This is a genomic window from Dendronalium phyllosphericum CENA369 (assembly GCF_016056275.1).
Taxonomy (GTDB): Bacteria; Cyanobacteriota; Cyanobacteriia; order Cyanobacteriales; family Nostocaceae; genus Dendronalium; species Dendronalium phyllosphericum.
On record NZ_JAECZA010000317.1, the window covers coordinates 1 to 24,848 of the forward strand.

The window sequence follows — 24,848 nt, forward strand, 5'->3', positions numbered from 1 at the left end:
CCCCTTGCTCCCCCTGCCCCTTGTCTCCCTTCTCCTCCCATCTCCCCAATCTATGAATACCAAAACTAATCCATCCCGTATAACCGGAACTCGTGACTCGCGCAAACACACCCCGAAGGCAGACATGCGGGGACTGTACCAAAGAGCGATTAAAGAATCATTCATTAAGCTCAATCCCCGAACAGCTGTCAAAAACCCAGTCATGTTTATTGTTTGGGTGGGGACAATTGTCACTTTTCTAGTAACTCTCGACCCCTATTTATTTGGCACATTACAGGTAGATGTGAATCAGCAACGCCTGTTAAACGGTTTGATTACCTTCATTCTCTTTTTTACAGTCTTATTTGCCAACTTTGCGGAAGCTGTTGCTGAAGGACGCGGTAAAGCTCAGGCAGATTCTCTAAGAGCGACGCGATCGGATACTATTGCTCGTAAAGTCTTGCCCGATGGCATCATTGAAAAAGTCAATTCTACAGAATTGCGGCGGGGCGATTTAGTAAAAGTTATTGCCAATGACATGATTCCCGCTGATGGCGATGTCATTCAGGGTATTGGTTCGGTGGATGAGTCTGCCATTACTGGGGAATCTGCTCCGGTACTCAAACAACCAGGTACAGATATTGCTAGTTCGGTGACAGGAGGAACGCGCCTACTCTCAGATGAGTTGACGATTCGGATTACTGCCGATCCCGGTCAGGGTTTTATCGATCGCATGATTTCTTTAGTAGAAGGTGCAGAACGTACCAAGACTCCTAATGAAATTGCCCTGACAGTATTGCTAGCAGTACTAACACAGGTATTCTTGATTGTAGTCGCAACCATGCCCCCCTTCGTTAATTACATTGCCAGCTTTATCAGTACTGTGTTTGGTGCGGATGCAGGTAACAATTTACGTGCGGGTGCTAGTGTCGCCATCTTGATTTCGCTGTTGGTAGCTTTGATTCCCACAACTATTGGTGGTTTACTGAGTGCGATCGGTATCGCTGGCATGGACAGAGTTGCTCAATTTAATGTGATCGCTACCTCTGGACGGGCAGTTGAAGCTTGCGGTGACATTAACACGCTGGTGCTAGATAAAACAGGCACTATCACCTTAGGCAACCGTATGGCTGATGAATTTATTCCCGTGAATGGTTACTCTATCGAAGAAGTGGCGCGAGTTGCCAGAGATGCTAGTGTCTTTGATGAAACTCCAGAAGGTAGGTCAATTGTCAAGTTAGCAGACAATTATCCGGTGGAAACAGACTTTAACACTAGTAAAGCAGAAGGTGTGGAGTTTTCTGCCAAAACCCGGATGAGCGGCACTAACCTACCCAACGGCCAGCAAGTGCGGAAAGGGGCAGTGGATGCAATCAAAGGATTTGTTCGTTCCCGTGGCGGTCATATTCCCCAGGATGTAGATGCAGCCTATGAGCGAGTTTCCCGTCTGGGAGGTACACCTTTGGCGGTCTGCTTAGACGACCAGATTTATGGTGTCATCTACCTGAAAGACATGGTAAAACCCGGTTTGCCAGAAAGATTTGACCAACTGCGGCGGATGGGCGTGAAAACTATTATGCTCACAGGTGACAACCGAATTACAGCTTCGGTAATTGCCAAAGAAGCAGGAGTTGATGATTTTATTGCCGAAGCCACACCAGAAGACAAGATTAGCGTCATTCGCGGCGAACAGTCAGAAGGTAAGCTGGTGGCGATGACTGGGGATGGTACTAACGACGCACCAGCACTGGCGCAAGCAAATGTGGGTTTGGCAATGAATTCTGGAACGCAAGCCGCCAAAGAAGCTGCCAACATGGTTGACTTAGATTCTGACCCTACCAAATTAATTGACTTGGTGACTATTGGCAAACAACTGCTGATTACTCGTGGCGCATTGACAACTTTCTCCATCGCCAACGATATCGCTAAATATTTCGCCATTATTCCGACTATCTTTGCGGCTGCTGGTATTGGCGCATTAAATATTATGGGACTAAAAAGCGCTCAATCTGCGATCGTCTCTGCACTCATCTACAACGCCATCATCATTCCGATACTCATTCCCCTGGCATTGAAAGGAGTTAAGTTTCGTCCCTTGACAGCAGATCAATTATTGCGACGTAACATCTTGATTTATGGTGTGGGCGGCATCATTGCACCTTTCATCGCAATCAAATTCATCGATGTCATCTTGCCTTTGTCTTAACTAGAAGGCAGGAGGCAGGAGGCAGAAGGCAGAAGGGAAAACCTCAACAGTAGCAGGTTTCAAAGATTAGCATTTTACATTTAAGTTTGTCCACTTACTTAACTACTCAAAATTGTTATGAAACCCACTTTACACATTCTTTTACCTCAAGTCTCTGTGCAAGTACTTGCAGGAATAACTGAAATATGGACTCAATGGCGCAAACAAAAGCTGCCGCTGTATTTATTTCTGGCGATGTGCTTCAACCTCGTGGTTGCGCCTTTAGTCTACGCTGCCACTGGCGAACAGTTTTCCCGGACTCAAGCTTGGGCTGTGGGACTTTTGGGACTAGTGACACTAAGTCTTTCGATTTATTTATTTTTTGTGATGTTTATACCGGAGAAATTCTAATGAGTTTTGCACGTGAAGTTAGCAGAGCAATTCGTTCTACTTTGGTACTTTGGGTAATAGGAGCGATTATTTATCCGTTTGTAATGATTGCTTTTGGACAGATTGTATTTCCATCCCAGGCAAATGGCAGTTTGATTAAAGATCCTCAAGGTCGAGTCGTAGGTTCTGCTTTGATTGGTCAAACTTTCACTAGCGATCGCTACTTTAACAGTCGCCCCAGTACCACTAGCTATAGTACTGCCGATCCGAAAAAAGATGATGCTAAAGTTTTGCAAACAGGGGTTTCCGGTGCTAGCAACTTAGCCCCCAGTAACCCAGCATTACTAGAACGCATCAAAGGCAAAGATGACCCTGACCCCAAAAAACGCGTGGAAGGTGATTTGAATCGTCTAAAAACAGCGGGCGTGCAACCTACTGCCGATTTGGTTTACACTTCTGGTTCCAGCCTTGACCCCCACATTACCCCCGCAGCTGCCGCAGCACAAATAACTCGCGTTGCCAAGGCGCGAGGACTCCAAGCGCAACAGCTAGAAACTTTGATTGCCCAAAACACTGATAATCGCTTTCTCGGTATTTTCGGGGAACCAGGGGTGAACGTCTTAAAACTAAATCTCGCTTTAGATAAATTCAAGTCTGCAAGTTAGTAATAGTTGCTAACTATAACTTTTGATGAGTCTAGATTACTCATACTAAGTTTGTCTAAAGATGCCCTCATAATCTGATATCAATTTTCATGTATTTATGAATTGTGATTTTTTGTCCAGAAAAACTGAAATTAGTCCCCAGATAAAAATTACAAGATTTATTTGTTTGTCCTTCATTTTGTGGATGTTCTCAACATCTATCTATGCCTTTTTTATTTTGGAATGGAGACAGAAAATGTTTCCCTTGCTAGCAGACAGCATTTTTGTAACTGACGCTCAAGAACCAAATCTGCTGCAACACGAACGCGGTGGTATGAGACGAAAAGCTAATGGCGAGAGAAATATCGCCAAGGAAACTCTAGGCGATCGCTCTGGTGGAAATGGTCGCCTCTACTAGCACACTATTTCAATCCTGCAACTTAACTAAGGAGTAATCCATATTGCTATTCTGTGGAATTTTACAAACCAAGCATCAATAATTATAAGATTAACTACTGAGTTTTTAGATATAGATTTGTAGTTGAATTTTAGAAGTTTGGTACTATGAATAATGAAGCAGTCATGAACCTTAAAATCTTTCAGTTTGAACAAGCTGCTGTTGTTGCGTTCGCTCCTCAAATTGCTCACTATCCTCAGCCAAAATCAGTAAGTCAAACTCACCAAAACATCAACTCTTTTGCTGGAATTTTTGTTATTTTCATGATTATTGGTTTCATTTTGGGATGTTTGATAGGATATAGAAAGAACAAGAAGCAGCGTTATAATCGGAAAATAGAAATCATCCGAGAAGTTACAAATTTAGACAGATTTCAGAAGATATCTGACAAAGAGTCAAATATGAATCCACAAATAACAAAGCAGATTGAAATTTTAGAAAAAATCTGGAATAAGTCTCCTTAGTATTCAGCGATTTTTGAAAAAAATGTATTAGTTGGAATGTAAAAATATCATTCTTTAAATTTTTCCCATTAACTCGAAAATTGACAGTTTAATTAAAAAAAAATAAAGGTATTTATGAGACAGAAAGAAACAGTATTTGTGATTCCAACTCATCGGTTAAGGGATGTAGCACAGACTATTGAAAAATATGATGAGAATTTTTGGGCAAACGGCCATGCTGTAAAAATTATGGTCTTTGATGATTCCAGTCTTGCCAACTACGAGAAATACTATCCGCTTCTGGAACAAACTAAAACAGTCAACGATGTATTTTATGTTGGCCCCCATGAAAAAGAACAGTTTATTACTTTCTTAAACGAGAGACTACGTGATAAAAAGCTAGAGTCACTTGTCAAAAACTTATTCAGACCTAGTTATGGGGGAAACCGCAACTTCACCCTAATGTATACTCTTGGACATTTAATGGTGAGCGCAGATGATGATATGCGACCCGATGCACTTATAGAAACTAGTCCGGAGTCTTTATCAGGAGATGAAATATGTCGAGGTAAACTCGTCAAATCTAATCAACAAGATGGTTATATCCATAAATCTTTTGACTTACTCACTGCTTTTGAGGATGTATTGGGTAAAAGAGCCAGTCATGCACCAGCAAACTTCGAGACTGGAGAATTTTTAATTGATACAGCAATGAACTTAGAAACCAATACGACAAAGGGTTACTTTATAGAAAACTCTCTTTTACTGCAAAGAGGAAGAGTCTTAAATAATGCTGTTGTCAAAATTGCCCAGACATTTCGGACAGGAACTAACGATATAGATACAATTGACTTCGTACATATGTATCTTAATGATGAAAACCAAATTAGTCCAAACGACCTGAATGATTTTTATATCCTGACTAATTTCAGACCTGTAATTACTAATAAAAACTGGAGAATGGATTGTGGTGTTGCTGGATATGATAATCAATTAGGATTGCCACCATTTTTTCCAACTCGGCTCAGATTTGAGGATTATATCTACAGGCTTTGGATACAGCAAGAGGGTATTGTAGCTGCACACGTTGATGCTGTGCAAAACCATATTCGGAATAACTATATGCGTAATCCTCTAGCTAGCGAAATATTTAATGAAGAGATTTGTAGCCTGCTAAAAAATAAAATTAAGGATAGTGTTTATCATCTTGATGACTTGAGTATTAAATTTGATTATTCTGGTGAAGTCACTTTACTAGATTCTGAGGAAATTCTAGAAAAAGTTTCTGCTATCCATAGCCAGGTAGTTCAAGCCTCTTTATCTACGCAAAATGAGGAACGTAAACAGTCACTCCAATTGTTTGCTAATAATTTATCAAGAGTATTTTATGGTTTTGAACCCGACTTTTTTCAGCAAAATGTCTCTAGAATAGTCGATGATGTTATTAGTCAATTTCATGCTTCTCTCGAAATATGGCCAACTCTTGTTGAAATTTGTTACTTATACAAAGATAAGAAAAATCTTCCACAAATCAGAGTTAAAAATAGTAGGGTTAAGTCGAGAAGTGTCAACAAAGTTACAGAGATAGTAGCTTAAATAGTTTTTTTAGAAATAATACATTTACAAAAGTTAAAAAAGTGTAGGTTTTTAGCCAAGCAATGATTAAGGACTCTAAAAATAACTAGACAATCATAGTTCTATCATTCCCTATACCCATACACCTCAAGTCAGCGTTTTTCGGGCAAAACGTAAAACAACTACACCTGTGAGGTAAATGGAGTTCGAGTTGTTGCAGGATTACAGAGAATTATTACTCCTCTGTCCCTATTTTCAACTCAGCTTAATTCTTCTAGTAGAGGATACGGATAAATATAAATGCCTATACTGCAATTACCAAGCAATGAATTTATCAGCTCCTAGTTTTAGACCATCTAGGAGCTTTTTTTTGACTACTTATGCCACGTATGTCACAAAACTTAATATCAATTAAAGTATTCCTCAAGGATATCTATAATTATTTCTATTGATAGATTAAAGATCCATAACTAAATCTTTAATATATAACTGTTCAACGAAAAACATTTATCAAATTAACTAACAATGAATATTATTGCTTGGATTGTTTTAGGTCTAATTGCTGGTGCGATCGCTAAGGCTATCTATCCCGGTCATCAAGGTGGCGGAATTTTGGGAACAATCGTACTAGGAATTATCGGTGCTTTTGTTGGTGGTAGTTTAGGTGTTTTCTTCAATACAGGAACCTTTGCACTAGCTGCTCCTACCCTTAGTATTCCTGGTATTATTTTAGCAGTTGTTGGTGCACTGATCGCTGTGTTCTTGTGGAACTTGCTGACCCGTCGCAATGCTGTATAGCAATTTTAATTACAGTCTTTTATAATAAACTTCAGGGAATCGATTTTAACTATTTTTATCCCTGAATTTAATCAAAAAAAGCGCTTACCTCTAAGCTAGGTAAGCGCTGTTGTTATTAATAATTAATCTTTTTTTATTTGATATAACAAAAAATATAGTAATCCTAAACGATTTATGAAATTATTTTTTGAGGTAGAGAACAGGAAACAGAATAAAGGTACATATAAATGAAATTAAGACTGCTATATGTCAATTATATCTGATTACGAATTGGTGTTTCTGTGTCGAAATATTCACGCCATCGACTAATAAGACCGTCTTTAAAATCAATAACAATAACGTCATCTGCTTGATTGCGATGACCCGTCTCTTTCTCAGTGTCTTCATAATACCACTCAACTGCGGCTTGATTATTTTCAATAATAATCCGCTTGATATCTATTTTCACATCTGAATATTGCTCGGCAAAATGATTGATTTCTTCTCGGATTCTTTCCTGTCCCTGCCATTTTTGTCCTGGGACAATAATTTCACCATCTGATGTAAACAACTTTACAAGAGCATTAGCATCTTGAGCAACCCAAGCTTCTTTGGCTTTCTCAACTAATGTTCTAATATCTTCTAGATTATTCATGTTTTGTTGATTAGTAAATGCAGATATACAAAAAAAGCTCACTAATATTAATCCTAAGATAAGGATTTTACTCAAAATTATATTTTGATTTTTCATTTTAATATTGTTGTGAAGCTAGGGGTAAAAGGAAAAGTGTAAATTCATATCTCATCCTTTACCCCTTTCACTTTCCTATTTAACTTGGCTAATCTCACGAGAGAAAATTTCAGATACGGATTTTTCTATTTCTGGCTCAACTGCCATGAGATGTTGCTCTAAAATTGCCAAATTACGAATGTTGGACTTATAGTAAGCATCAAACAAATCGCCTACTAAAGGCATAGTACCAACGACTGTTTCCAAACCAACATTTAAAATCATTTTTACTAAATCTCGCTGTGGAATGCCGAAGCGAGTAGCTAAAAAAATGATATAAGCTGAAAACGCTGTACTAATCAAATCGCCAGCACCAGGAACCAGTCCAATAATCGGATCTAATCCAATCCGAAAACCAAGCAAGGGAATACGTATAGATGTATCCATCAGACGGCTGAGTTGACGAATACGATTGAGAGTAACAAGGCGTTTGGCAGCGTCCATAATTTACGATATTTACACTACTTTTAGATTGCACTACTATCAGTTATTTGTCTTGTATCGTGAGAAAGAACAAGCAATTAGAAAAAATAATGTGACACATAGATATTGACTGTTACAGAGACGCGTTATTATGGCGCGTCTCCGAACAAATCAAATTCTAAGCAGCTGCGTCTTCGCTTTCTATTTGTTGCCGAATGGTATTAATAGCAGCATTAACTCCAGCCAGCTTGGACTCTAAATCATCTTGCATCCAAGTCAAGAATTTTAATTTACGCTCTAGACGAGCTTTACGCGAAATAGGTTCGCCGCCATAACAGGAATTACCCCAAAAAGGAAACATAGTTCGCCTCAGAATTTAGCTATATCAAAGTGCAATATATTGCACCACTAAATTTCATTTTGGCTAAAAACAGTAAAACTGGTAGTGTAACGACCGATCCAAATCTTACGTACTTGGCGAACCTTACAAAAAATTATCTACCACCGCAGATTAATTTAAAATTATCTGCGGTGGCATCACTGTTAGTATCTCAACTGATGAAATGAGTATATGCTAGTGTCGAATATCAATTTACAAATTGATAGCAATTTATCAATTTTCAGGTTCTTGATGAGTATTTGTACTTTTTTCAATTTCCCATAGTTTTGATATAAAAATGTCTGGCTTTCTACTGACAACAGACTGAACTTTATCAATAGCAATTATTTCACTAATTTTTACAACCATTTCCCACAAAGTATCCTCCTCTGTATCTTTGTTGTAGGTTCTGTGCTTAAACCATAACAAGTCATCCCAAACTCCAATCACTGTAGCGAAATACCACTTATCTCTTATTAGTATCCAAATCTCTTTTTCTAAGTATGTCTGTAAAATAGATTTTACAATGTTGAGGTGTAAAAATATATTTTGCTATGTTAAATAGGCATTTTAAGATGCTGCCATCGTAACACTACTGAATTAATATGCATCGATTTGTAAGGCTTTTATACGTCAAAAGCTAGGATATGATATAAACTCGAATTAGAAGTTATTTGCACTAATGTAAATCGGTACAGGGTTCCCACAGCTTAGGAAGTGACATTCCGTCCTGTGACTGCTTTGCATCTACACGTCGAAGAAATCTGGACTGCGATCGCATCGTATCTGTCAAGCTTGATGAAATTACAGCATAATACACTGGCAATCCTCTTTTATTGTTGATTTTGCGAAGGGATCGCACTCTCAGTCAGCCGTATATTACCCGATCGGATAATATAAATTCAAAGAATATTACACCGACAAACACGGGGTAAGGCTAGAGCAAATTGCAGAGTTCATTGTGATTCGTTAGCTGTTACGTTTCTCAAAGTCTGCTGCAATTCATCTTTTTTATTACTCGCAAAACTGGTAAGTCTATTTACGAAGCTATACTATTATTTATTAGCAACGCGGCAAAAACTAATTATCTATTATGCGATCGCGGTAGTTTAGAAGTAAGCAAAAGGATTGACAACGCAGGCAAGATGTGGTTCGGTGAGAAAACAGCCGAAAAGGAGTGCGTTCAGCACCCACAAGAGACTGCATATAATGGTGCAGTTAAACTGAGGGGAATATGTATTTCATCAAAATATTAGATGCAAAGCCGAAATCATTCTCAATATGCCTAAGTATTTGCTTGATTGCTGTAATAGGCTTGATAGATTACTACATACCACCAGATGTTTCTGTATCAATTTTCTATTTATTTCCTATCGGCATCGCTACATGGGTAGCAGGTAATTGCACTGGCTTTTTCATCTCAATTATTAGTTCTATTACATGGTTTATGGTTAATCCCAGACCAGAAAAATACTATTCGCATTTCTTAGTACCTTATTGGAATACAATTGTTAATTTAGCTTTTTTCCTATTTAGTAATTATTTGATAACAGAACTTAAAATTACATTAAATAACCTAGAAAAACTTGCTAGAACTGATGCTTTAACTGGATTAACCAACAGAATGTTTTTTATGGAGCTAGCCAAACACGAAGTTAATAAAGCTTTAAGGCATCAAGAAACTTTAACATTTGCTTATATAGACATTGATGATTTTAAAAGAGTGAACGACCAGTTTGGGCATAATGTTGGAGATAGCCTTCTTTGTGTAGTAGCTGAGGCTGCTAAAAGTACGCTCCGTAAAATTGATATCATTGCGAGAATTGGTGGTGATGAATTTGCTATCTTACTACCTCGAACTAGCTATGAATCAGCAGAAGTAGTACTTCATCGAGTTCAAAGACTTCTTTTAGAATCTATGAATCAAAAAGGTTTTTCAGTAACTTTTAGTATTGGTGCTATTACTTTTAGCGAGCCTCCAGATTCAGTTAGCGACATGATAGAGAAGGCAGATAATTTAATGTACTTTGCCAAAAAACAAGGGAAGAACTTGTTGCAGCACGAATTATCAATAACTTTGCAGGATGCTACGCAGTGAGTCTATTAGTAAAGTAGAGTTTCCTCCCTTATTATAAGAGCTGACGTTGCTGAGTGGGGAGATTAGGGTGACGCGGTGAACCAGCGCAGTGCCTTATCAAATATTTAATTTTTTCCATTCCTAAATACAAGTATCCGATTATTCTGCTAGGTATCTTACCACTATTGCCTTTTGACTATTTAAGAGTCCGAAGAGTTAGGTTATCAGTCATCAGCCCATAGCTAAATCATTAAGATTTCGTCATAAATTGATGATATTTGACAGTGTATGCTTGCCAAGCAATAGGTATTAGAGATAACTTCCCGTTTAACTGTTTTGGATTGGCTTTGGCTTCATACATCTTTACAAATTAACTTTGTTGATGAGAGTCAGTGAGGTAAATACGTTCTAGTGTTGTTGCTGATTTATGATGAAATAGGGGCGATCTAACAAAAACAAATTATTAAGAGTGCCTATTAAATTGTTTAAAGTTATGTAGCCTTTTACTTACGGGGCATAAGCCACTGCGGTAAACTATGCCTTGATTATGATTCTTTCGCAGAGAAGAACACTCGAAAGGAGCCGTTTTTTCAATGTCTCATACCGTAAAAATCTACGATACCTGCATTGGTTGCACCCAATGCGTCCGCGCTTGCCCCACTGACGTACTGGAGATGGTTCCTTGGGATGGCTGCAAAGCTGCTCAAATTGCCTCTTCACCCCGTACAGAAGACTGTGTAGGCTGCAAGCGTTGTGAAACTGCTTGCCCCACCGACTTTTTGAGCATCCGGGTTTACCTGGGCGCTGAAACGACTCGCAGTATGGGTCTAGCTTACTAAGGAATTTACTCTAAATTCCTGATTTCGCCGTTAGGTGTCTCAATAGCAAGCTCCTATAGCATCGTCAAAAGGGGACTGGAGACTAGGGACTGGGGACTAGGGAATTATCCCAGTTCCCAATACCCAGTACCCAGTCCCCAATCACTTTTGTGCTGGCAACTATACTAGATTTAATAATCCTGACTAGGAGTGGTGCGAGCAATGTGTGGAATTGTTGGATACATAGGCACTCAAGCGGCGACAGAAATCTTATTGGCTGGGTTAGAAAAACTGGAATATCGGGGGTATGATTCTGCTGGCATTGCGACTGTTTGGGAAGGTGAAGTTAATTGCGTGCGGGCAAAGGGCAAACTGCATAACCTGCGTTCTAAACTCGAACAAGTAGAAACTCCCGCTCAAATTGGTATCGGTCACACTCGCTGGGCGACTCATGGTAAGCCAGAGGAGTACAATGCCCATCCCCACATGGATACGGCGATGCGAATTGCGGTGGTACAAAACGGGATTGTGGAAAACTACCGCGAGTTACGCGAGCAACTAAAGCAAAAAGGACATCAGTTTCGTTCTGAGACTGACACAGAAGTTATTCCCCACTTAATTGCTGAATTTTTAAAAAACCCTCCCTCAGTTCCTCAGTCCTTTAGTCCTTCTGACCTGCTAGAGGCAATTCGCCAAGCTGTTAACCACCTAGAGGGGGCATTTGCGATCGCAGTTATTTCTGCGGACTATCCTGATGAACTTATCGTTGTTCGCCAACAAGCGCCTTTAGTAATTGGGTTTGGTCAAGGAGAATTTTTCTGTGCTTCTGATACCCCAGCCATTGTTTCCTACACCCGTGCCGTACTACCGCTAGAAAATGGCGAAATTGCCCGTCTCACACCTTTGGGCGTGGAGATTTATAACTTTGCTGGCGATAGGTTGAAAAAACAACCCCGAATGCTCAACTTAAATCCCACGATGGTGGAAAAACAGGGATTTAAGCACTTTATGCTGAAAGAAATTCACGAGCAACCAGGGGTAGTCAGAGCGAGTTTAGAAGCTTACTTTAATAATCTAGGCGACTCTAACCAGTCACCAATTAATCTTGGCTTGCCTGAATCATTGTACGCAGACTTAGAACAAATTCATATCGTTGCTTGTGGTACGAGTTGGCACGCAGCATTAGTCGGAAAACACTTGATAGAACAACTAGCAGGCATTTCCACCCAGGTACACTATGCCTCTGAGTATCGCTACGCACCATCACCCCTGACAGCAAATACATTGATTGTTGGTGTTACCCAATCAGGTGAAACAGCCGATACCTTGGCGGCTTTGGCGATGGAAAAAGAACGCCGTCAAGGAAAAGAACCTAAATATCAAGCGCGACTGCTGGGTATTACTAATCGTCCAGAAAGTAGCCTTGGTCATATGGTTCCGCATATTATCAGTACGCTGGCGGGAATAGAAATTGGGGTAGCCGCGACAAAAACTTTTATCGCCCAATTAATGGCGTTTTACGCTTTGGCATTAGATTTAGCTTACCGCCGTCAGACAGTTTCATTAGATAAATTAGTAGAAATTATTAACGGGTTGCGGCAGATTCCTAAAGAAATTGAAGCAACTTTAGCAAGTCAAGAAAGTTTAACCGAACAGTTAGCCCATGAGTTTGCCGAAACCCAAGATTTCATCTTTTTAGGAAGAGGAATTAACTTCCCCATTGCCTTAGAAGGAGCGTTGAAATTAAAGGAAATCAGCTACATTCACGCTGAAGGATATCCTGCTGGTGAAATGAAGCACGGCCCCATAGCTTTATTAGACGCGAAAGTACCAGTAGTTGCGATCGCAGTTCCTGGTAGTGTGTATGAAAAAGTTATTTCTAATTCCCAGGAAGCTAAAGCTAGAGATTCTCGGTTAATTGGTGTGACTCCTGTTAAAGACGGTGAAGCAGCAGAAATCTTTAACGATTTGCTTCCCGTCTCAAATGTGGATGAGTTACTTTCTCCCATTCTCGCGGTAGTACCTTTGCAATTGTTGGCTTATCACATCGCCGCCCGTCGTGGTTTAGATGTCGATCAGCCGAGGAATTTGGCTAAGAGTGTTACTGTTGAGTAGTAATAAATTCAGAAATCTTGAGTTTTGTGGAGGAATAATAAAGTTGTACAATAAATAATAAAGTTGTACAATGCATAATAAAGTTATACAATTTCTCCTATGGGTGAGTATCATTCCACCTGTAGGAGATTGTCTTTATGGCTAGAACCAAGCAAGAGTGGACGCAAGCTAAGTTTGAGCGCTACATGAAGGAAGGTCGGGGTCAAGGTCATAGAAAAAATTATCAACCCTGGATTAAGATTCAAGATTTTCCGTCGAAGGGTAGGGTATCCAGACCACCTGGTTGGAAAACAAATCGGGAACATCATCTGTTCTCCGATCATGAGAAGCGGTTATTTTATTTGTTTGAGTGGTCAGACAACATTGTTGATATTAGAGAGCAATTTCCTTTACTTGACTTAGACTTAGCCATTAATATTGCTACGGAAATGGGGATTGAGTATCCCAAAGATGTTAATAATGATACTCCCTATGTTTTAACTACAGACTTTATGTTATCTGTGAAGCAAGGGAATCAGATAGTTGACAAAGCTCGAACTTTCAAACTAGTTAAGGATTTAGGAATTAAATCTGTTGCTGAAAAATTTGAGTTAGAAAAGCGTTATTACGCAGCAAAAGGGATTGATTGGGGAATTATTACAGAGAAAGAAATTCCCATGTTTTTAGTAAAGAATGTTGAGTGGATTCATTCTAGTTATAAGTTAGAAGCAGCCGCAGAAATCAATGTTGATGATTTGCATAACATCGCAAATATTTTAAGGTCAAAATTGCAAGAAAGCGATTCCAGTATTAATAAAATTACAAATTGCTTAGATAAAGAGATGAATTTAGAAGTAGGTACTTCACTCTACATTTTTAAACATCTCCTCGCCAATAAGAAAATAATCATGGATATGCAAACAAGCGCAATATATAGTTCTATTTCAGCACTAGAAATTCAAAAAATTATTTTCTAGAAATTTATATTGGTTGTTGTTATGAATAATAATTTGTTTGTTAATGACTTAATTGAGTGGATTGACGAATCAGGAAACAACTTTGTCGAGAGAATTCTTTGGATTGATGAAGCCTATATCATTGCCTTTACGATAGATATAAATATCAAAACTGGATTTCCAGTGTCTAAAAAAGTATCAGATATTCAAGAAGCAATTAATGAAGATCGTGCATTGAAGCTGAGGACAGACCCTTGGGCAAGAATCGTTAGAGATGAAGATTTATCTGCTAAAGAAAAAGAAATTAGAGATAAGTATTGGGATATTATTTCATCTATAGTAATTCAAGAACCATCTATATACTATCGAGATAAACGAGGCTTACTCATTAAACAAGTTATAGAAAAATATAATAATAATAGGAACGAAGGAAAATTAGTTGAAAGAAGCGTTTATCAGATTATTAGGAGATACTGGCAACGAGGTAAAGATAAAAATTCTCTGTTACCTGATTATGCAAATTCTGGTGGCAAAGGCAAAATAAGAGCATCTGGAGAAAAAAAAAGAGGAAGACCAAGAAAATATGCTTATGAGCCAGACATCGGTGTAGGTATAAATATAACCGATGAAGATAAGAAAATATTTAGGTTAGCAGTTACTAAGTTTTATCACAATCAAAAAGAAAACTTTTTGACAACTGCTTATGATTTAATGATTAAAAACTACTATTCAGAGGAAACTATTTATGATGAGAATGGTGTTAAAAAACATATATTAATTTCTCCAGATAAACGACCAACATTAACCCAGTTTAAATATTGGTATGACGTTGAACAAGGGGACATTAGAAAGAAAATAATTTCTCGTAAGGGAGCTAAAAAATATGCTCTGGAACATAGAGCAATTACAGGAAACTCCACAATGGAAAGTATTGGCCCTGGTTCTAGATACCAAATAGATGCGACGATCGCAGACGTATACTTAGTTTCTGCGTACAATCGCAACTGGATTGTTGGTAGACCTGTTATCTATGTAGTTATCGATGTTTTTAGCCGGATGATAACAGGAGTTTATGTTGGGTTTGAAGGCCCTTCTTGGATAGGAGCAATGATGGCTCTAGCCAATGCAGCCAGTGATAAAGTAGCATTTTGCAAAGAATACGGGATTGAGATTACAGAAGATGAATGGGCTTGTCATCATATTCCTGATGCAATTTTAGGCGATCGCGGCGAGTTAGCAGGCATGGCAGTAGAAACACTAATTCCCAATCTTGGTATTCGTATCGAAAATGCTGCACCCTACCGAGCAGATTGGAAAGGTTTAGTAGAAAGACATTTTGGCATCATCCACGGTCATATAAAACCATTTGTGCCAGGTTATATAGACAAAGATTTTAGGGAAAGAGGAGCAAGAGACTATCGACTTGATAGCAAGCTTGATATAGAGCAATTTACTGAAATCATTATTAAAATAATTCTCTACCACAACAATGAAAATTACTTAGATAACTACCCCTCTTCTGTCAGTCTCCGTGAGGGCGATTGCTAGAAGTCTCACGAGGCAATCAATACAACCTATACTATTAGAAAAAAATTGCTCTTGAATTTGTTATTAGAAAATAATCGCGCGATCGCTTGCTGTACAAAAGCTCTAGAATTCAGAAATGGCAAATGTTTTCGGAGACTGACAGAAGAGGGGTATGAAAGAGATGAGGCAATGATAGCTGATGATGTTCTCCCCATACCTAGAGAATTATGGCAGTGGGGAATTGCTAATCGTTCGGGTAGACTTAGGACTATTCCTGAAGATATTGTTAAGCTGAATTTAATGCCAACAGAAAACGCAACGATTACAGAACGTGGCATTAAATTTAAAGGAATGTACTACACCTGTGAAAAAGCAAAAAACGAATTTTGGTTTGAGAAAGCTAGAAGTAATTCTCTTTCTAGATTAGAGAAAAAATTAGAAATTTCATATGACATTAGAAAACCTGATTATATATATCTTCGCTCTCCTGATGGTAGAAACTTTGAGAAATGTTTTCTCTTAGAATCAGAATCAAAATATTTTAATAAAAATTTACATGAAATTGAATATTTATTGGCTTTTGAAGAGTTACAAAGACAAAAAAATAAAGGTTTAAAACAACAACAGAAAGTAGATTTAATGGCAGAAATTGAAAGTGTCGTGAATAAAGCAAAAAAAATGACCGAGGAGACGAAAGATGATAAACTGAGCAATAGAAAAAGAACCGCAGGTATTCGAGATAATAGAAGTGCTGAAAAATCTAAACGTCGAAAAATTGAGGGCTTTGAGCTAGAAAAGAATAATAATGAAAATACTAGTAATACTGTAGATACTGAAAGTCAAAAAATAGAACAGCCACAATCATTGCAACCTAATTATCTTGATATTCTTCGTCAAAAGCGAGAGGAACGAAAGCGTGAACAAGATAAATGATTGGAATTGGGTTGAAATTCCAAATGGTAGATCTGCTGCTGTAGCTAAATATAATGACCATAAATTACCAGAGTATAATAATAACCCTTTGATTCAAGCATTGCCTACAATTCTTTCTGGGGAAGAATTTATTGAAAAAGCAATAATACTTCCCAGTTACGCGCCTGAAGAGAGGGAATTGGATGCACACCGTCGATTTCACTGTGTTGAAAGATTATCTAGATACTTTCAACCTTTAAATAAAACAGTAAATTTACAGCAGGTTATGTGTGCATTATTAATGCAGGGCTACATAGCACGTAATATTTCCAAACCTGAATATGCACGCCGATCCCGACAAATTTATGAAGCAATAAAAGCAAGAGATGGTAAAAATTTAGATGTTTATGTAAATGTTCCTACATCCACATCCGCATCTGGTTTAACATTAATTGGCCCATCAGGGATGGGTAAATCTACTAATTTTATTAATATTCTTAATTTATATCCTCAAGTAATTCTGCATCCAGAATACAGTACTTACCAAATTGTTTGGTTAAAAGTCGATTGTCCTCATGCTGGTTCTCTCAAAGGCTTATGTACAGATATATTTCTTGGTATAGATAGGTTACTGGGAACCAACTATTTCAAAAAATTTGGTGCATCACGGAATTCTGAAGATTATATGCTGGCTCAAGTTGCCCAAATCGCTCATACTCACCATTTGGGAGTCTTAGTGATTGATGAAATGCAAAATTTAGTAACAGCAAGAAGAAGTTGCTCTGATATGCTGAATTTCTTAGTAAAAATGGATAATATCATTGGAGTTCCTGTTATTCGTATTGGTACCAATGAAGCTTTTCCAATTCTTCAAGGTAATTTTAGAAATGCTAGAAGGGGAACTGGTGAAGGAAGCGTTATTTGGGACAGGATGAGAAATGATGATGAATGGTACTTTTTCATGGAGACCATGTGGGAGTATCAATGGACAAAAATATCTACTGATTTTTCTGATGAGTTTAATGATGTTTTTTATGATGAAAGTCAAGGAATTATTGATATTGCCATTAAACTTTATAAAATGGTTCAATGGAGAGCTATTTCACTGGGTGGGAAAGAGGCAATAAACGCCAATTTAATTAAACAATCTGCCAAAGACGGATTATTTTTAGTAAAACCAATGCTAAGTGCTATCCGTTCTGGAGACAAGGAATGGATGATTAAATATAAAGATATAGCTCCTATTGATACTACAGAATACTACAATAATTGTTTATCTAATTTAGAAACTAAAGATTTAAAAGAAATTAGCAGATTAGCGAAAAAACAGCAAACTGAGAATGGACATTTATCAGCGACCCAACGTCATATAATTCTTAAACTTTTAGAATTAGATGTAGAACCACAATTAGCCAAAGAATGTGCAGCACAAGTAGTTAATTCTGGCGAAGAAGATGCTGATATTCCTATTTTGATAAAACAAGCTTATGCTCTAGCTTTGGGGGGGAAAGTTCAGGAGGCTACTGTAACGAAAGTGAGAACTCACACACTAAAAGCAAAGCCAAAATATCAAATAAACGATATTCGACAAATTGCGGAAAAAGCAAAGAAAAATCAAACTAGTGCATATGAAGGTTTGAAATCGACAGGAATTATCAAAGATCCAGTCCAGGATTTTATCACTATCACCTAATTATATGCTTAGTTTCTTTCCAACACTATATCCTGATGAACTGTTATATAGTGCTTTGGCCAGATATCATATACGGAGTGGCAATAAAACCTTTAAGCAAACTGATTTAGAATTATTTGGTTACAGTTCTCAGCAACTATGTAAAGTTACTTTAACCAATAATTTGAATTACTTAGTTAAAAACTTGTCTTTATTTTCTCAGTTAACAGTTAGTGATTTACTACAAAATCATACTTTATACCCTTTTTATGCAAGTTTCTTAATACCCCAGCAAGCTTGGCAATTACAAGACTCTATGAGGAAAAAGCTGGGTGGTTCTATTTTAGAGGTTGCAAAAGTAGCTAATCATCCTACTGACAATTCAACAAAGTTTTTAAAGTTTTGTCCTGTATGTCTAGAACAAGATACACAGAAATATGGTGAACCATACTGGCATCGAATTCACCAAATACCTGGTATATTAGTTTGTCCAACTCATAGAGTTGTTTTGCATGATAGCTCTGTAGCTGTTGATTCTAAGGGTATCCATTATTATGCAGCGAGTCCAGAGAATTGTCTCACCAATCAAAATCAAGTGAAATACGCTGATAACACTGTAGAAAAGTTATTAATCTTAGCTCATGATATTTGGAATACAAGTACTATTAATATTCCTTTTAAAGGTTTAACTTGGCTCCGCAATCAATATCAATTCTATTTAATTAATCAAAAGTTTATGACCCTCCTACCTGGGGGAAATTTTAGATTTAACGAAAAATCTTTTTCAAATTCTATCTGTGATTTTTATGGACAAGAGTTTCTAGAAATAATTAATCCAAATTTAATCAAGAATCCAGACAAATATTTTTCTGGTTATTTACTAGCTTGTGATTTGAATCCAGTAATTGACCGGATTACACATATATTGATAATAAAATTTTTAGTTAATTCTGTAGAAAGATTTTTTACATAACATACTTGTTAGAGTACTTAATATATAAAAATATTTTTTAGCAAAAAATATATTAATTTACTTGAAATTGCATAACGATTAAAGATGTAGCAATAGAGTATGGTAGAGAAACAACATAAATTAAGCTCAGAAGTAGCGATTTTTCAGAGAAATGAAATAAATGGGTGATAATTTTCACGTATCAACTCAGAGCCATGCCACAGAGGTTTTAAATCCTCAGTTAATCTACGTGGACTTAAGCTTTCGTCTAATTGGTCAGACTTTACCCATAGACCACGGCTATGCTTTGTATGCTGCACTGACTCACTTACAGGACAAACTTCATTCTCTAGATGACCTCAGCATTCAAACTATTCCTGGCATTCCTGATGGCAACGATTCACTTCATCTTAATAACCACTCTAGGCTTCGGATTCGGCTACCAGTAGACAAAATACCTTTAGTTTATCCGTTTGCAGGTAAATCACTAACAATTGGCAGGCATAAGATTCATTTAGAAATTCCCCAAATGTATCTTCTTCAAGCGGTGGAGAAATTGCGATCGCGTATTGTGGTTATCAAAGGCTACGAAGAACCAAAGGGTTTTTTAGCAGCAGCGCAGCGTCAACTGGAAAAACTGGGTGTCCAGGGAATAGCCAGTATACCTACCAAAGCTGATGGCAAACCAGAACGCAGAAGTATCAAAATTAAAAAATTTACAGTTGTGGGTTTTGGATTGGAGGTAACGAATTTAAATGATGAAGATTCAATAACCTTGCAAAAATACGGTATTGGCGGGAAGCAAAAAATGGGTTGTGGAGTTTTTGTACCAGTTAACGAAAAACGATAGCGGTTGTTCAAAAACAGATGATAAATACAACATCTAACTCCAAAATTCAGTTAAATCTGAGCAACTCTAGCACTACTTTGTTACATCGCGCAGGGATAGCAGGATTTTGGATGACGCTAAAACAGTTGGAACAAATATATCCGAATCCTGCTCAACGTACTGGTAATTTAACCTGGGTGCTAACACCCCATAGCATCAGCCTTAACTGGGAAGGGCAGGATTTCGCAGCTTTAGACTGGTTGCTAAAGCAATCTTTTCAAATTAGTGATGAGGGTTTAATTTCCCTCACAGGATTAAATCCACAAGCAAGCCATATTGAAAGAAAAATAATAATCCATCAAGGTATTACAGGAACTTTTTTACAGCACAATAAATTTTTCAAATTTTCAGACAAAAAATTAAAGTCCATAATTGTTGACGGCAGAAAATTTGTGACTGAGTACAAAAGTGCTATGTCTTATGCTCATCAGCACTTTGCTAAAAAGTTGTGTGATGAATCTGGCCAATTGTTACAAGAGTCTATTGGTATAGTAGGTTGGCTGTATCCAGGAGCAGTAGTTCGTCATTCTGCTTTTCCAAAACAAACCAAATTTGAAGAGAAGCCAGAGTATGCACTAGCGTTATTGTTTGTGCCTGTAGCGTGCCACTATTTTATTTTGCGATCGCACACCAAACCCCAATCTACAAACTATATTCTGGTTGTCCCTGAAGTAAATAATTTAGAGCTTTACGCCCAGCATTGCTGGAATCTGAGTAATTTGAGTTACAGAGATTTTCATGTATCTAGCTTAAGAGACGCTGGATTAAAATTCCTGACTAATGAAGCAGCAATACAGATAAAACAAAATTGTGTTAAGCGATGTCAGGTTTTTTCTTTTGGTACGCTAATTTGGTCAGAACAGCAAAAAGTTCGTACAGAAACAGCAACATTAGAGCTAACGGAAAAAATGAGCTTCTACTATAAGCTTAGTCGCAGCTGTTTCTCCAATTACCGAATCATTGACTATGAAAATCAACATTTTATCCTTACAAGTCTGGTTCAAGGAATAATTGCTAATAATTTAGGTTTAGGGTTGCCTTGGTGGAATGATTTTGGCAACATACTTACATCTAGTAATTTATTTAATCAAATAGCTGATGAAAATCAAGGAATTTATATGATGATTCAAGAGTCTGAATGGGACATAGAATCGCAAAAGCTGTTTATCAAAGCTTGTCATGAAGCATTAAAGGTAATATACGCCAAAATTTATGCCCGAACCAAGGAAAATGAATATGCTCAAATTGAACGAGAAAATACGAAAATTATATCTCAACTAGGACGCTGTACTAATGCTGAAAATTTTAGAAAATTTATTGCGGAATTCTGGGGCAAAGCAGGGCAACTTTCAATTTTAGAAGAACACTGGGAAGAATTACTACCCATAACAACAGGTATGATGAATTGGAAAATGGCTAGGGATTTAACTTTTATTGCAATTGCTAGTTATCCCAAAAGTAAGAACATCAAGACTGAATCATCAGAAATATCTCAGACAATTCGTGAATGATTAGAATTTTTTCTATTTTATTAAATCCATGATTTTAAATTTTTAGGTAAATCCTCAATGTCTCATCTGTTTGGTAACATTTTAACTATTTATGGTACTGCTGCTAATAATCGAGGTGAAAATGAAGGTAATATCACTACCCTACAAAAAATCAACTGGAAGGGCGAAGTTCATACCACTGTTTCAGCAGAGGCAATTCGTTGGGCACTGCGGTACTACTGGCAAAATAATGGTTATGAAGTAAATCGACGTTGGGATGAAAATGCACAACCACTGGCCGATCATATCTGGCAAGACACGAACTTTAATAGTGTTCGGTTCATTGATGATGATGTTTTAGGATTCATGCAGGCAGAAGCAGCAAGAGTTGAAGCAGGTGATCAATCTGGAAATCAAGTCCAGGAAGCATCCGCAGGAGAAATTCAAAATGTATCTCAAGATGAAGAGCCAACAAGCTCTAAAGACAAGGGAAAAAAAACTTCGCAACGCAAAGGACGAGAAAGACCACAAGGGAGAGTTACCGCTAAAAGAGGTGTACTAGAGGTTACTCGTGCAGTATCATTGATTCCCTATACGGGTAACATTACTTTTAATGCAGTCAGTGGAACAAAAGGACGAACTTCTCTTTATGGAACAGAAGTTCATGCTACTCGTTATCAGTATGGTTTTGCGTTGACACCTAACAGTCTCCAAGATAAATCTCGGATCAATGCAGTTTTAAATGGCTTAATTTCAATTGGAGAAGTGGGAGGAAATCATGCCCGTTTTTTATACGATTTTTCCCCAGATAGTATTATATTACGCTGGACACATGATTTCTCACCTCGTTTTTTGTATTGCTTTGAACAAGATGAATGGGGAAATATATCAGTTCCAGATTTAGTCAGACGGGTAGAAGCTGAAGATATTGACCCAAGGGAATTATGGATTGGAGGAGCAATTGTTAGAGATTTAGGAAATTTGGGTGCAAATGTGTTTCCAGGTGTCAAGAAAGTAGTAGAAGAATTACTAAAGGTCATTACACGAGACTTACAATTGCCACCGAGGAGTTCATAATGTGACGACTATTGCTTTAAAAGTAGAAGTCCCTATCGCTTGTTTTCGCCAGTCTCGTGCTAGAGAGTATGTAGAAACCTATTCGGTACCACCACCATCAACAGTATATGGAATGTTACTGTCTCTTGTAGGGGAAGAAAACAGATATACTCACTGTGGAGTCAAGCTTGCGATCGCACTTATAACTGAACCAGCAAAATCAACTGTCATTCGTACCTTTCACCGATTGAAAACGAAGAATATTCATGACCCTAAAAATAATAAACCTGATTACCAGGAGTTACTAACTAATATTGAGTTTGTAGTTTGGGTAAACGCTGGGGTAGATAAAGCTAAACCCAATTTAGTGCAACGTTTAGAAGAGGCATTTACTAACCCAGCTTCTATTAATAGATTTGGTGGACTATGTTTAGGTGAAAGTCGGGATTTAGTAAATGATATTACCCTCTTACCAAAAAACTACTATGCAGAATCAATGCGGTGGTTAATCAAGGATGAACATGGGTTGCTAACTTTACCTTATTGGATAGACCACGTAGGTTCGCGAGGAACGCGATGGCTGCGTTACGAGCTTCAGGAATGCCAAGTATTGCAACCACCTGAATTATCTTGGACTTCAGTTCAAAGTAATTAGGGTTATTATTTAATTTTGCAAGTACCTTTGCTTGGGAAATCTAAATACCATGAGTAATAGTCTTGTCTTCTTATTTGACAAGCCTTTTAGGGATTTTATATGCATCCAAGATGCTTGCGATTTCCTAGAATACTCTCAATACAAGAGTTGAGGGCTTTAACAACTTTCTTTGTGCTATCAATAGCTATTAATTTTTGCAACTAAACTAATCTTCAGTGATAGATGCTTGTAAAATTGAAGTAGAGCTTAGGGAAGTCAACAAGTTTGGCGATCGCTATGCTTCAACATTAGATGCCATTAGGCGTTGAGCAGAGCAAAATGGTGTTGGGAGAAACTCTTTCGCTTGAAATGCTTCAACATTAGATGCCATTAGGCGTTGAGCAGGACAAACGCAGATATCCCAGTGACTGGGACACAATCATGCTTCAACATTAGATGCCATTAGGCGTTGAGCAGATATTTACTAAAAGCTGCTAGCACTTCACTATTAAATGCTTCAACATTAGATGCCATTGGGCGTTGAGCAGCCTGACCACAATAGAAGCGATGTGACTGACATTCGTGCTTCAACATTAGATCCCGTTAGGCGTTGAGCAGTAGCTCTATGTTCCTTGTAAAGTCCTAAGTGAAAATCTGTGCTTCAACATTATCAGATGATGTTAGGTGTTGAGCAAAAAGATAGGCTCAAGTATTTGCGTTTAATATAAATACGTTTTCACTGAGTACAAAACTAGTCATCTTGAGTCTCGTCTTTCCGAGAAATTTTAGCGATAATTTTTTCCCATTCCTCAATTTGCTTCTGTATTTGTAATTTGCGATCGCTCAAATCTTGACTATCATCAACAGACACATCCTGAGTGCTTAACCGTTCACGGTAAAGAGCAATCAGTTCGGTTAAGGCTTTTTTATTACTTGCTGATCCTCCTGGGTCAGAGAACTCGCATTGACCGGAATCAGGTTTCTCCCAATTCTCTCCACCAACTCAGACCGACTTAAATCTATGCTGTCGGCAATCGCATCTAATCCTTCAATCCCGGTAGGAGTTAGGGCTAGGTTAACTCGTTTCTTCACCTCATCGTACAGTTCTGGTATGTCTTTTTGACCTTTTTGCCCTTTCTTACCCATTGCCGTCTAGTTTTTACATTCCTCCCAATCATAGTAAACACATTCAGCACTTTAAGTTAAACATTAAAACTTTTTCCAACAGTTTAGGTATTGTGTAATGCCTAATTTGGTTAGATAATATAGGTATTGTGTAATGCCTAAATAATCATCGTATTGGCATATAAGTAACTAATTGCACCGTTTGGCTTATCAACATCTAAACGGCTTACTTTTCATGGGCCATCATTAATTGCTGGTTATCTAATTCAAATTAATAAAAATCTGCCAGATGATTTGGCTATTTTTTAAGACTATATGGTGAGTTTTTTCCCTCAACCCTATCCAGATGAAATTTTATATAGTGTTATTGCTCCTTATCACATTAGAAGTGGCAATACAAGTCCAAAAATTACACTTCAAGAGTTACCCCTCTTCTGTCACTTTCCGGATAGAATGAATAGAATAAAGGAAAAATAGAACTCTACAAGGTAAGTAGAGCAATGGATGTAGAATTACAAATCCTGAAACATCTGCCAAGGGATGCCCAGCCAACAGTTGCGCTCGTAGATGCATATTGTGCAGAGTACAAAGACCTGTTTAAAGA

24 protein-coding genes and 1 CRISPR repeat array are annotated in these 24,848 nt (G+C 37.7%); of the genes, 19 read left to right on the plus strand and 5 right to left on the minus strand.

Going from position 1 to position 24,848, the window contains the following annotated elements; all coding sequences use genetic code 11:
* The first annotated feature begins 52 nt into the window (after nt 1–52).
* From kdpB to I8752_RS36005, 7 genes are all read left to right on the plus strand, one after another.
* Nucleotides 53–2,185, plus strand: a complete 2,133-nt coding sequence (gene kdpB, locus I8752_RS35975; protein ID WP_214436923.1) for a potassium-transporting ATPase subunit KdpB — start codon at nt 53–55, stop codon at nt 2,183–2,185.
* Nucleotides 2,186–2,302: 117 nt separating this feature from the next.
* Entirely contained in the window at nt 2,303–2,575 is a 273-nt protein-coding gene (locus I8752_RS35980) for a potassium-transporting ATPase subunit F (RefSeq protein WP_214436924.1), read from the plus strand.
* A complete protein-coding gene (gene kdpC / locus I8752_RS35985; RefSeq protein ID WP_214436925.1) occupies nt 2,575–3,219 on the plus strand; it encodes a K(+)-transporting ATPase subunit C in 645 nt (214 codons plus the stop codon). The genes I8752_RS35980 and kdpC overlap by 1 nt, the downstream gene beginning before the upstream one ends.
* Before the next feature lie 235 nt (nt 3,220–3,454).
* Complete coding sequence (locus I8752_RS35990; RefSeq protein WP_214436926.1) at nt 3,455–3,616, plus strand: hypothetical protein; 162 nt, start codon at nt 3,455–3,457, stop codon at nt 3,614–3,616.
* Nucleotides 3,617–3,762: 146 nt separating this feature from the next.
* On the plus strand, nt 3,763–4,119 hold the full coding sequence (locus I8752_RS35995) for a hypothetical protein (RefSeq protein WP_214436927.1): 357 nt from the start codon (nt 3,763–3,765) through the stop codon (nt 4,117–4,119).
* A gap of 114 nt (nt 4,120–4,233) precedes the next feature.
* Complete coding sequence (locus tag I8752_RS36000; RefSeq protein ID WP_214436928.1) at nt 4,234–5,694, plus strand: hypothetical protein; 1,461 nt, start codon at nt 4,234–4,236, stop codon at nt 5,692–5,694.
* 504 nt (nt 5,695–6,198) lie between these two features.
* The gene (locus tag I8752_RS36005) at nt 6,199–6,471 is read left to right on the plus strand and encodes a GlsB/YeaQ/YmgE family stress response membrane protein (RefSeq protein WP_214436929.1); all 273 of its coding nucleotides are present in this window, start codon (nt 6,199–6,201) and stop codon (nt 6,469–6,471) included.
* Nucleotides 6,472–6,724: 253 nt separating this feature from the next.
* On the opposite strand, the gene I8752_RS36010 is transcribed toward I8752_RS36005, so the two are convergent.
* The 4 genes from I8752_RS36010 to I8752_RS36025 form a co-directional block, all read right to left on the minus strand.
* Nucleotides 6,725–7,201 (minus strand): nuclear transport factor 2 family protein, encoded by a 477-nt coding sequence (locus I8752_RS36010; RefSeq protein WP_225896132.1) that lies wholly within the window; start codon nt 7,199–7,201, stop codon nt 6,725–6,727.
* A 75-nt stretch (nt 7,202–7,276) separates the two neighbouring features.
* Complete coding sequence (locus I8752_RS36015) at nt 7,277–7,684, minus strand: DUF4112 domain-containing protein (protein WP_214436930.1); 408 nt, start codon at nt 7,682–7,684, stop codon at nt 7,277–7,279.
* A gap of 157 nt (nt 7,685–7,841) precedes the next feature.
* Nucleotides 7,842–8,024 carry a hypothetical protein gene (locus I8752_RS36020; protein WP_214436931.1) on the minus strand — a complete coding sequence of 61 codons (183 nt, stop codon included), beginning with the start codon at nt 8,022–8,024 and terminating at the stop codon, nt 7,842–7,844.
* Nucleotides 8,025–8,276: 252 nt separating this feature from the next.
* On the minus strand, nt 8,277–8,492 hold the full coding sequence (locus tag I8752_RS36025) for a hypothetical protein (RefSeq protein ID WP_225896133.1): 216 nt from the start codon (nt 8,490–8,492) through the stop codon (nt 8,277–8,279).
* Nucleotides 8,493–9,276: 784 nt separating this feature from the next.
* Between I8752_RS36025 and I8752_RS36030 the strand changes: the two genes are divergently transcribed.
* From I8752_RS36030 to cas5, 12 genes are all read left to right on the plus strand, one after another.
* Nucleotides 9,277–10,140, plus strand: a complete 864-nt coding sequence (locus tag I8752_RS36030) for a GGDEF domain-containing protein (RefSeq protein ID WP_214436932.1) — start codon at nt 9,277–9,279, stop codon at nt 10,138–10,140.
* A gap of 572 nt (nt 10,141–10,712) precedes the next feature.
* Complete coding sequence (gene psaC, locus I8752_RS36035) at nt 10,713–10,958, plus strand: photosystem I iron-sulfur center protein PsaC (protein ID WP_012411495.1); 246 nt, start codon at nt 10,713–10,715, stop codon at nt 10,956–10,958.
* Between the two features lie 201 nt (nt 10,959–11,159).
* On the plus strand, nt 11,160–13,052 hold the full coding sequence (glmS, locus tag I8752_RS36040) for a glutamine--fructose-6-phosphate transaminase (isomerizing) (RefSeq protein WP_214436933.1): 1,893 nt from the start codon (nt 11,160–11,162) through the stop codon (nt 13,050–13,052).
* A gap of 137 nt (nt 13,053–13,189) precedes the next feature.
* Nucleotides 13,190–14,008, plus strand: a complete 819-nt coding sequence (locus I8752_RS36045) for a TnsA endonuclease C-terminal domain-containing protein (protein WP_214436934.1) — start codon at nt 13,190–13,192, stop codon at nt 14,006–14,008.
* 21 nt (nt 14,009–14,029) lie between these two features.
* Nucleotides 14,030–15,535: an integrase catalytic domain-containing protein gene (locus I8752_RS36050; protein WP_214436935.1), complete on the plus strand. Its 1,506-nt coding sequence runs from the start codon at nt 14,030–14,032 to the stop codon at nt 15,533–15,535.
* 168 nt (nt 15,536–15,703) lie between these two features.
* Entirely contained in the window at nt 15,704–16,447 is a 744-nt protein-coding gene (locus I8752_RS36055; RefSeq protein WP_214436945.1) for a Mu transposase C-terminal domain-containing protein, read from the plus strand.
* Entirely contained in the window at nt 16,431–18,119 is a 1,689-nt protein-coding gene (locus I8752_RS36060; RefSeq protein ID WP_214436936.1) for an ATP-binding protein, read from the plus strand. Before I8752_RS36055 ends, I8752_RS36060 begins: the two co-directional genes overlap by 17 nt.
* A 4-nt stretch (nt 18,120–18,123) precedes the next feature.
* Nucleotides 18,124–19,071, plus strand: coding sequence for a TnsD family Tn7-like transposition protein (locus I8752_RS36065; protein WP_214436937.1), 948 nt, complete (start codon nt 18,124–18,126; stop codon nt 19,069–19,071).
* A gap of 160 nt (nt 19,072–19,231) precedes the next feature.
* Complete coding sequence (gene cas6 / locus I8752_RS36070; protein ID WP_214436938.1) at nt 19,232–19,900, plus strand: type I-MYXAN CRISPR-associated protein Cas6/Cmx6; 669 nt, start codon at nt 19,232–19,234, stop codon at nt 19,898–19,900.
* Between the two features lie 17 nt (nt 19,901–19,917).
* Entirely contained in the window at nt 19,918–21,450 is a 1,533-nt protein-coding gene (gene cas8a1 / locus I8752_RS36075; RefSeq protein ID WP_214436939.1) for a type I-MYXAN CRISPR-associated Cas8a1/Cmx1, read from the plus strand.
* A 57-nt stretch (nt 21,451–21,507) separates the two neighbouring features.
* Nucleotides 21,508–22,506 carry a DevR family CRISPR-associated autoregulator gene (locus tag I8752_RS36080; protein WP_214436940.1) on the plus strand — a complete coding sequence of 333 codons (999 nt, stop codon included), beginning with the start codon at nt 21,508–21,510 and terminating at the stop codon, nt 22,504–22,506.
* A 1-nt stretch (nt 22,507) separates the two neighbouring features.
* Complete coding sequence (gene cas5, locus I8752_RS36085; RefSeq protein WP_214436941.1) at nt 22,508–23,140, plus strand: type I-MYXAN CRISPR-associated protein Cas5/Cmx5/DevS; 633 nt, start codon at nt 22,508–22,510, stop codon at nt 23,138–23,140.
* Between the two features lie 276 nt (nt 23,141–23,416).
* A CRISPR array of direct repeats spans nt 23,417–23,737; the repeat unit is 36 nt; unit sequence ATGCTTCAACATTAGATGCCATTAGGCGTTGAGCAG.
* A gap of 297 nt (nt 23,738–24,034) precedes the next feature.
* Here cas5 and I8752_RS36090 read toward each other — a convergent pair.
* A complete protein-coding gene (locus I8752_RS36090) occupies nt 24,035–24,265 on the minus strand; it encodes a hypothetical protein (protein WP_214436942.1) in 231 nt (76 codons plus the stop codon).
* Between the last annotated feature and the right edge of the window lie 583 nt (nt 24,266–24,848).

Bases quoted from the DNA above. Each gene is read 5' to 3' on its own strand.
- kdpB (WP_214436923.1), top strand. From the start codon at position 53: ATGAATACCAAAACTAATCCATCCCGTATAACCGGAACTCGTGACTCG.
- I8752_RS35980 (WP_214436924.1), top strand. From the start codon at position 2,303: ATGAAACCCACTTTACACATTCTTTTACCTCAAGTCTCTGTGCAAGTA.
- kdpC (WP_214436925.1), top strand. From the start codon at position 2,575: ATGAGTTTTGCACGTGAAGTTAGCAGAGCAATTCGTTCTACTTTGGTA.
- I8752_RS35990 (WP_214436926.1), top strand. From the start codon at position 3,455: ATGTTTCCCTTGCTAGCAGACAGCATTTTTGTAACTGACGCTCAAGAA.
- I8752_RS35995 (WP_214436927.1), top strand. From the start codon at position 3,763: ATGAATAATGAAGCAGTCATGAACCTTAAAATCTTTCAGTTTGAACAA.
- I8752_RS36000 (WP_214436928.1), top strand. From the start codon at position 4,234: ATGAGACAGAAAGAAACAGTATTTGTGATTCCAACTCATCGGTTAAGG.
- I8752_RS36005 (WP_214436929.1), top strand. From the start codon at position 6,199: ATGAATATTATTGCTTGGATTGTTTTAGGTCTAATTGCTGGTGCGATC.
- I8752_RS36010 (WP_225896132.1), bottom strand. From the start codon at position 7,201: ATGAAAAATCAAAATATAATTTTGAGTAAAATCCTTATCTTAGGATTA.
- I8752_RS36015 (WP_214436930.1), bottom strand. From the start codon at position 7,684: ATGGACGCTGCCAAACGCCTTGTTACTCTCAATCGTATTCGTCAACTC.
- I8752_RS36020 (WP_214436931.1), bottom strand. From the start codon at position 8,024: ATGTTTCCTTTTTGGGGTAATTCCTGTTATGGCGGCGAACCTATTTCG.
- I8752_RS36030 (WP_214436932.1), top strand. From the start codon at position 9,277: ATGTATTTCATCAAAATATTAGATGCAAAGCCGAAATCATTCTCAATA.
- psaC (WP_012411495.1), top strand. From the start codon at position 10,713: ATGTCTCATACCGTAAAAATCTACGATACCTGCATTGGTTGCACCCAA.
- glmS (WP_214436933.1), top strand. From the start codon at position 11,160: ATGTGTGGAATTGTTGGATACATAGGCACTCAAGCGGCGACAGAAATC.
- I8752_RS36045 (WP_214436934.1), top strand. From the start codon at position 13,190: ATGGCTAGAACCAAGCAAGAGTGGACGCAAGCTAAGTTTGAGCGCTAC.
- I8752_RS36050 (WP_214436935.1), top strand. From the start codon at position 14,030: ATGAATAATAATTTGTTTGTTAATGACTTAATTGAGTGGATTGACGAA.
- I8752_RS36055 (WP_214436945.1), top strand. From the start codon at position 15,704: ATGATAGCTGATGATGTTCTCCCCATACCTAGAGAATTATGGCAGTGG.
- I8752_RS36065 (WP_214436937.1), top strand. From the start codon at position 18,124: ATGCTTAGTTTCTTTCCAACACTATATCCTGATGAACTGTTATATAGT.
- cas6 (WP_214436938.1), top strand. From the start codon at position 19,232: ATGGGTGATAATTTTCACGTATCAACTCAGAGCCATGCCACAGAGGTT.
- cas8a1 (WP_214436939.1), top strand. From the start codon at position 19,918: ATGATAAATACAACATCTAACTCCAAAATTCAGTTAAATCTGAGCAAC.
- I8752_RS36080 (WP_214436940.1), top strand. From the start codon at position 21,508: ATGTCTCATCTGTTTGGTAACATTTTAACTATTTATGGTACTGCTGCT.
- I8752_RS36090 (WP_214436942.1), bottom strand. From the start codon at position 24,265: ATGGGTAAGAAAGGGCAAAAAGGTCAAAAAGACATACCAGAACTGTAC.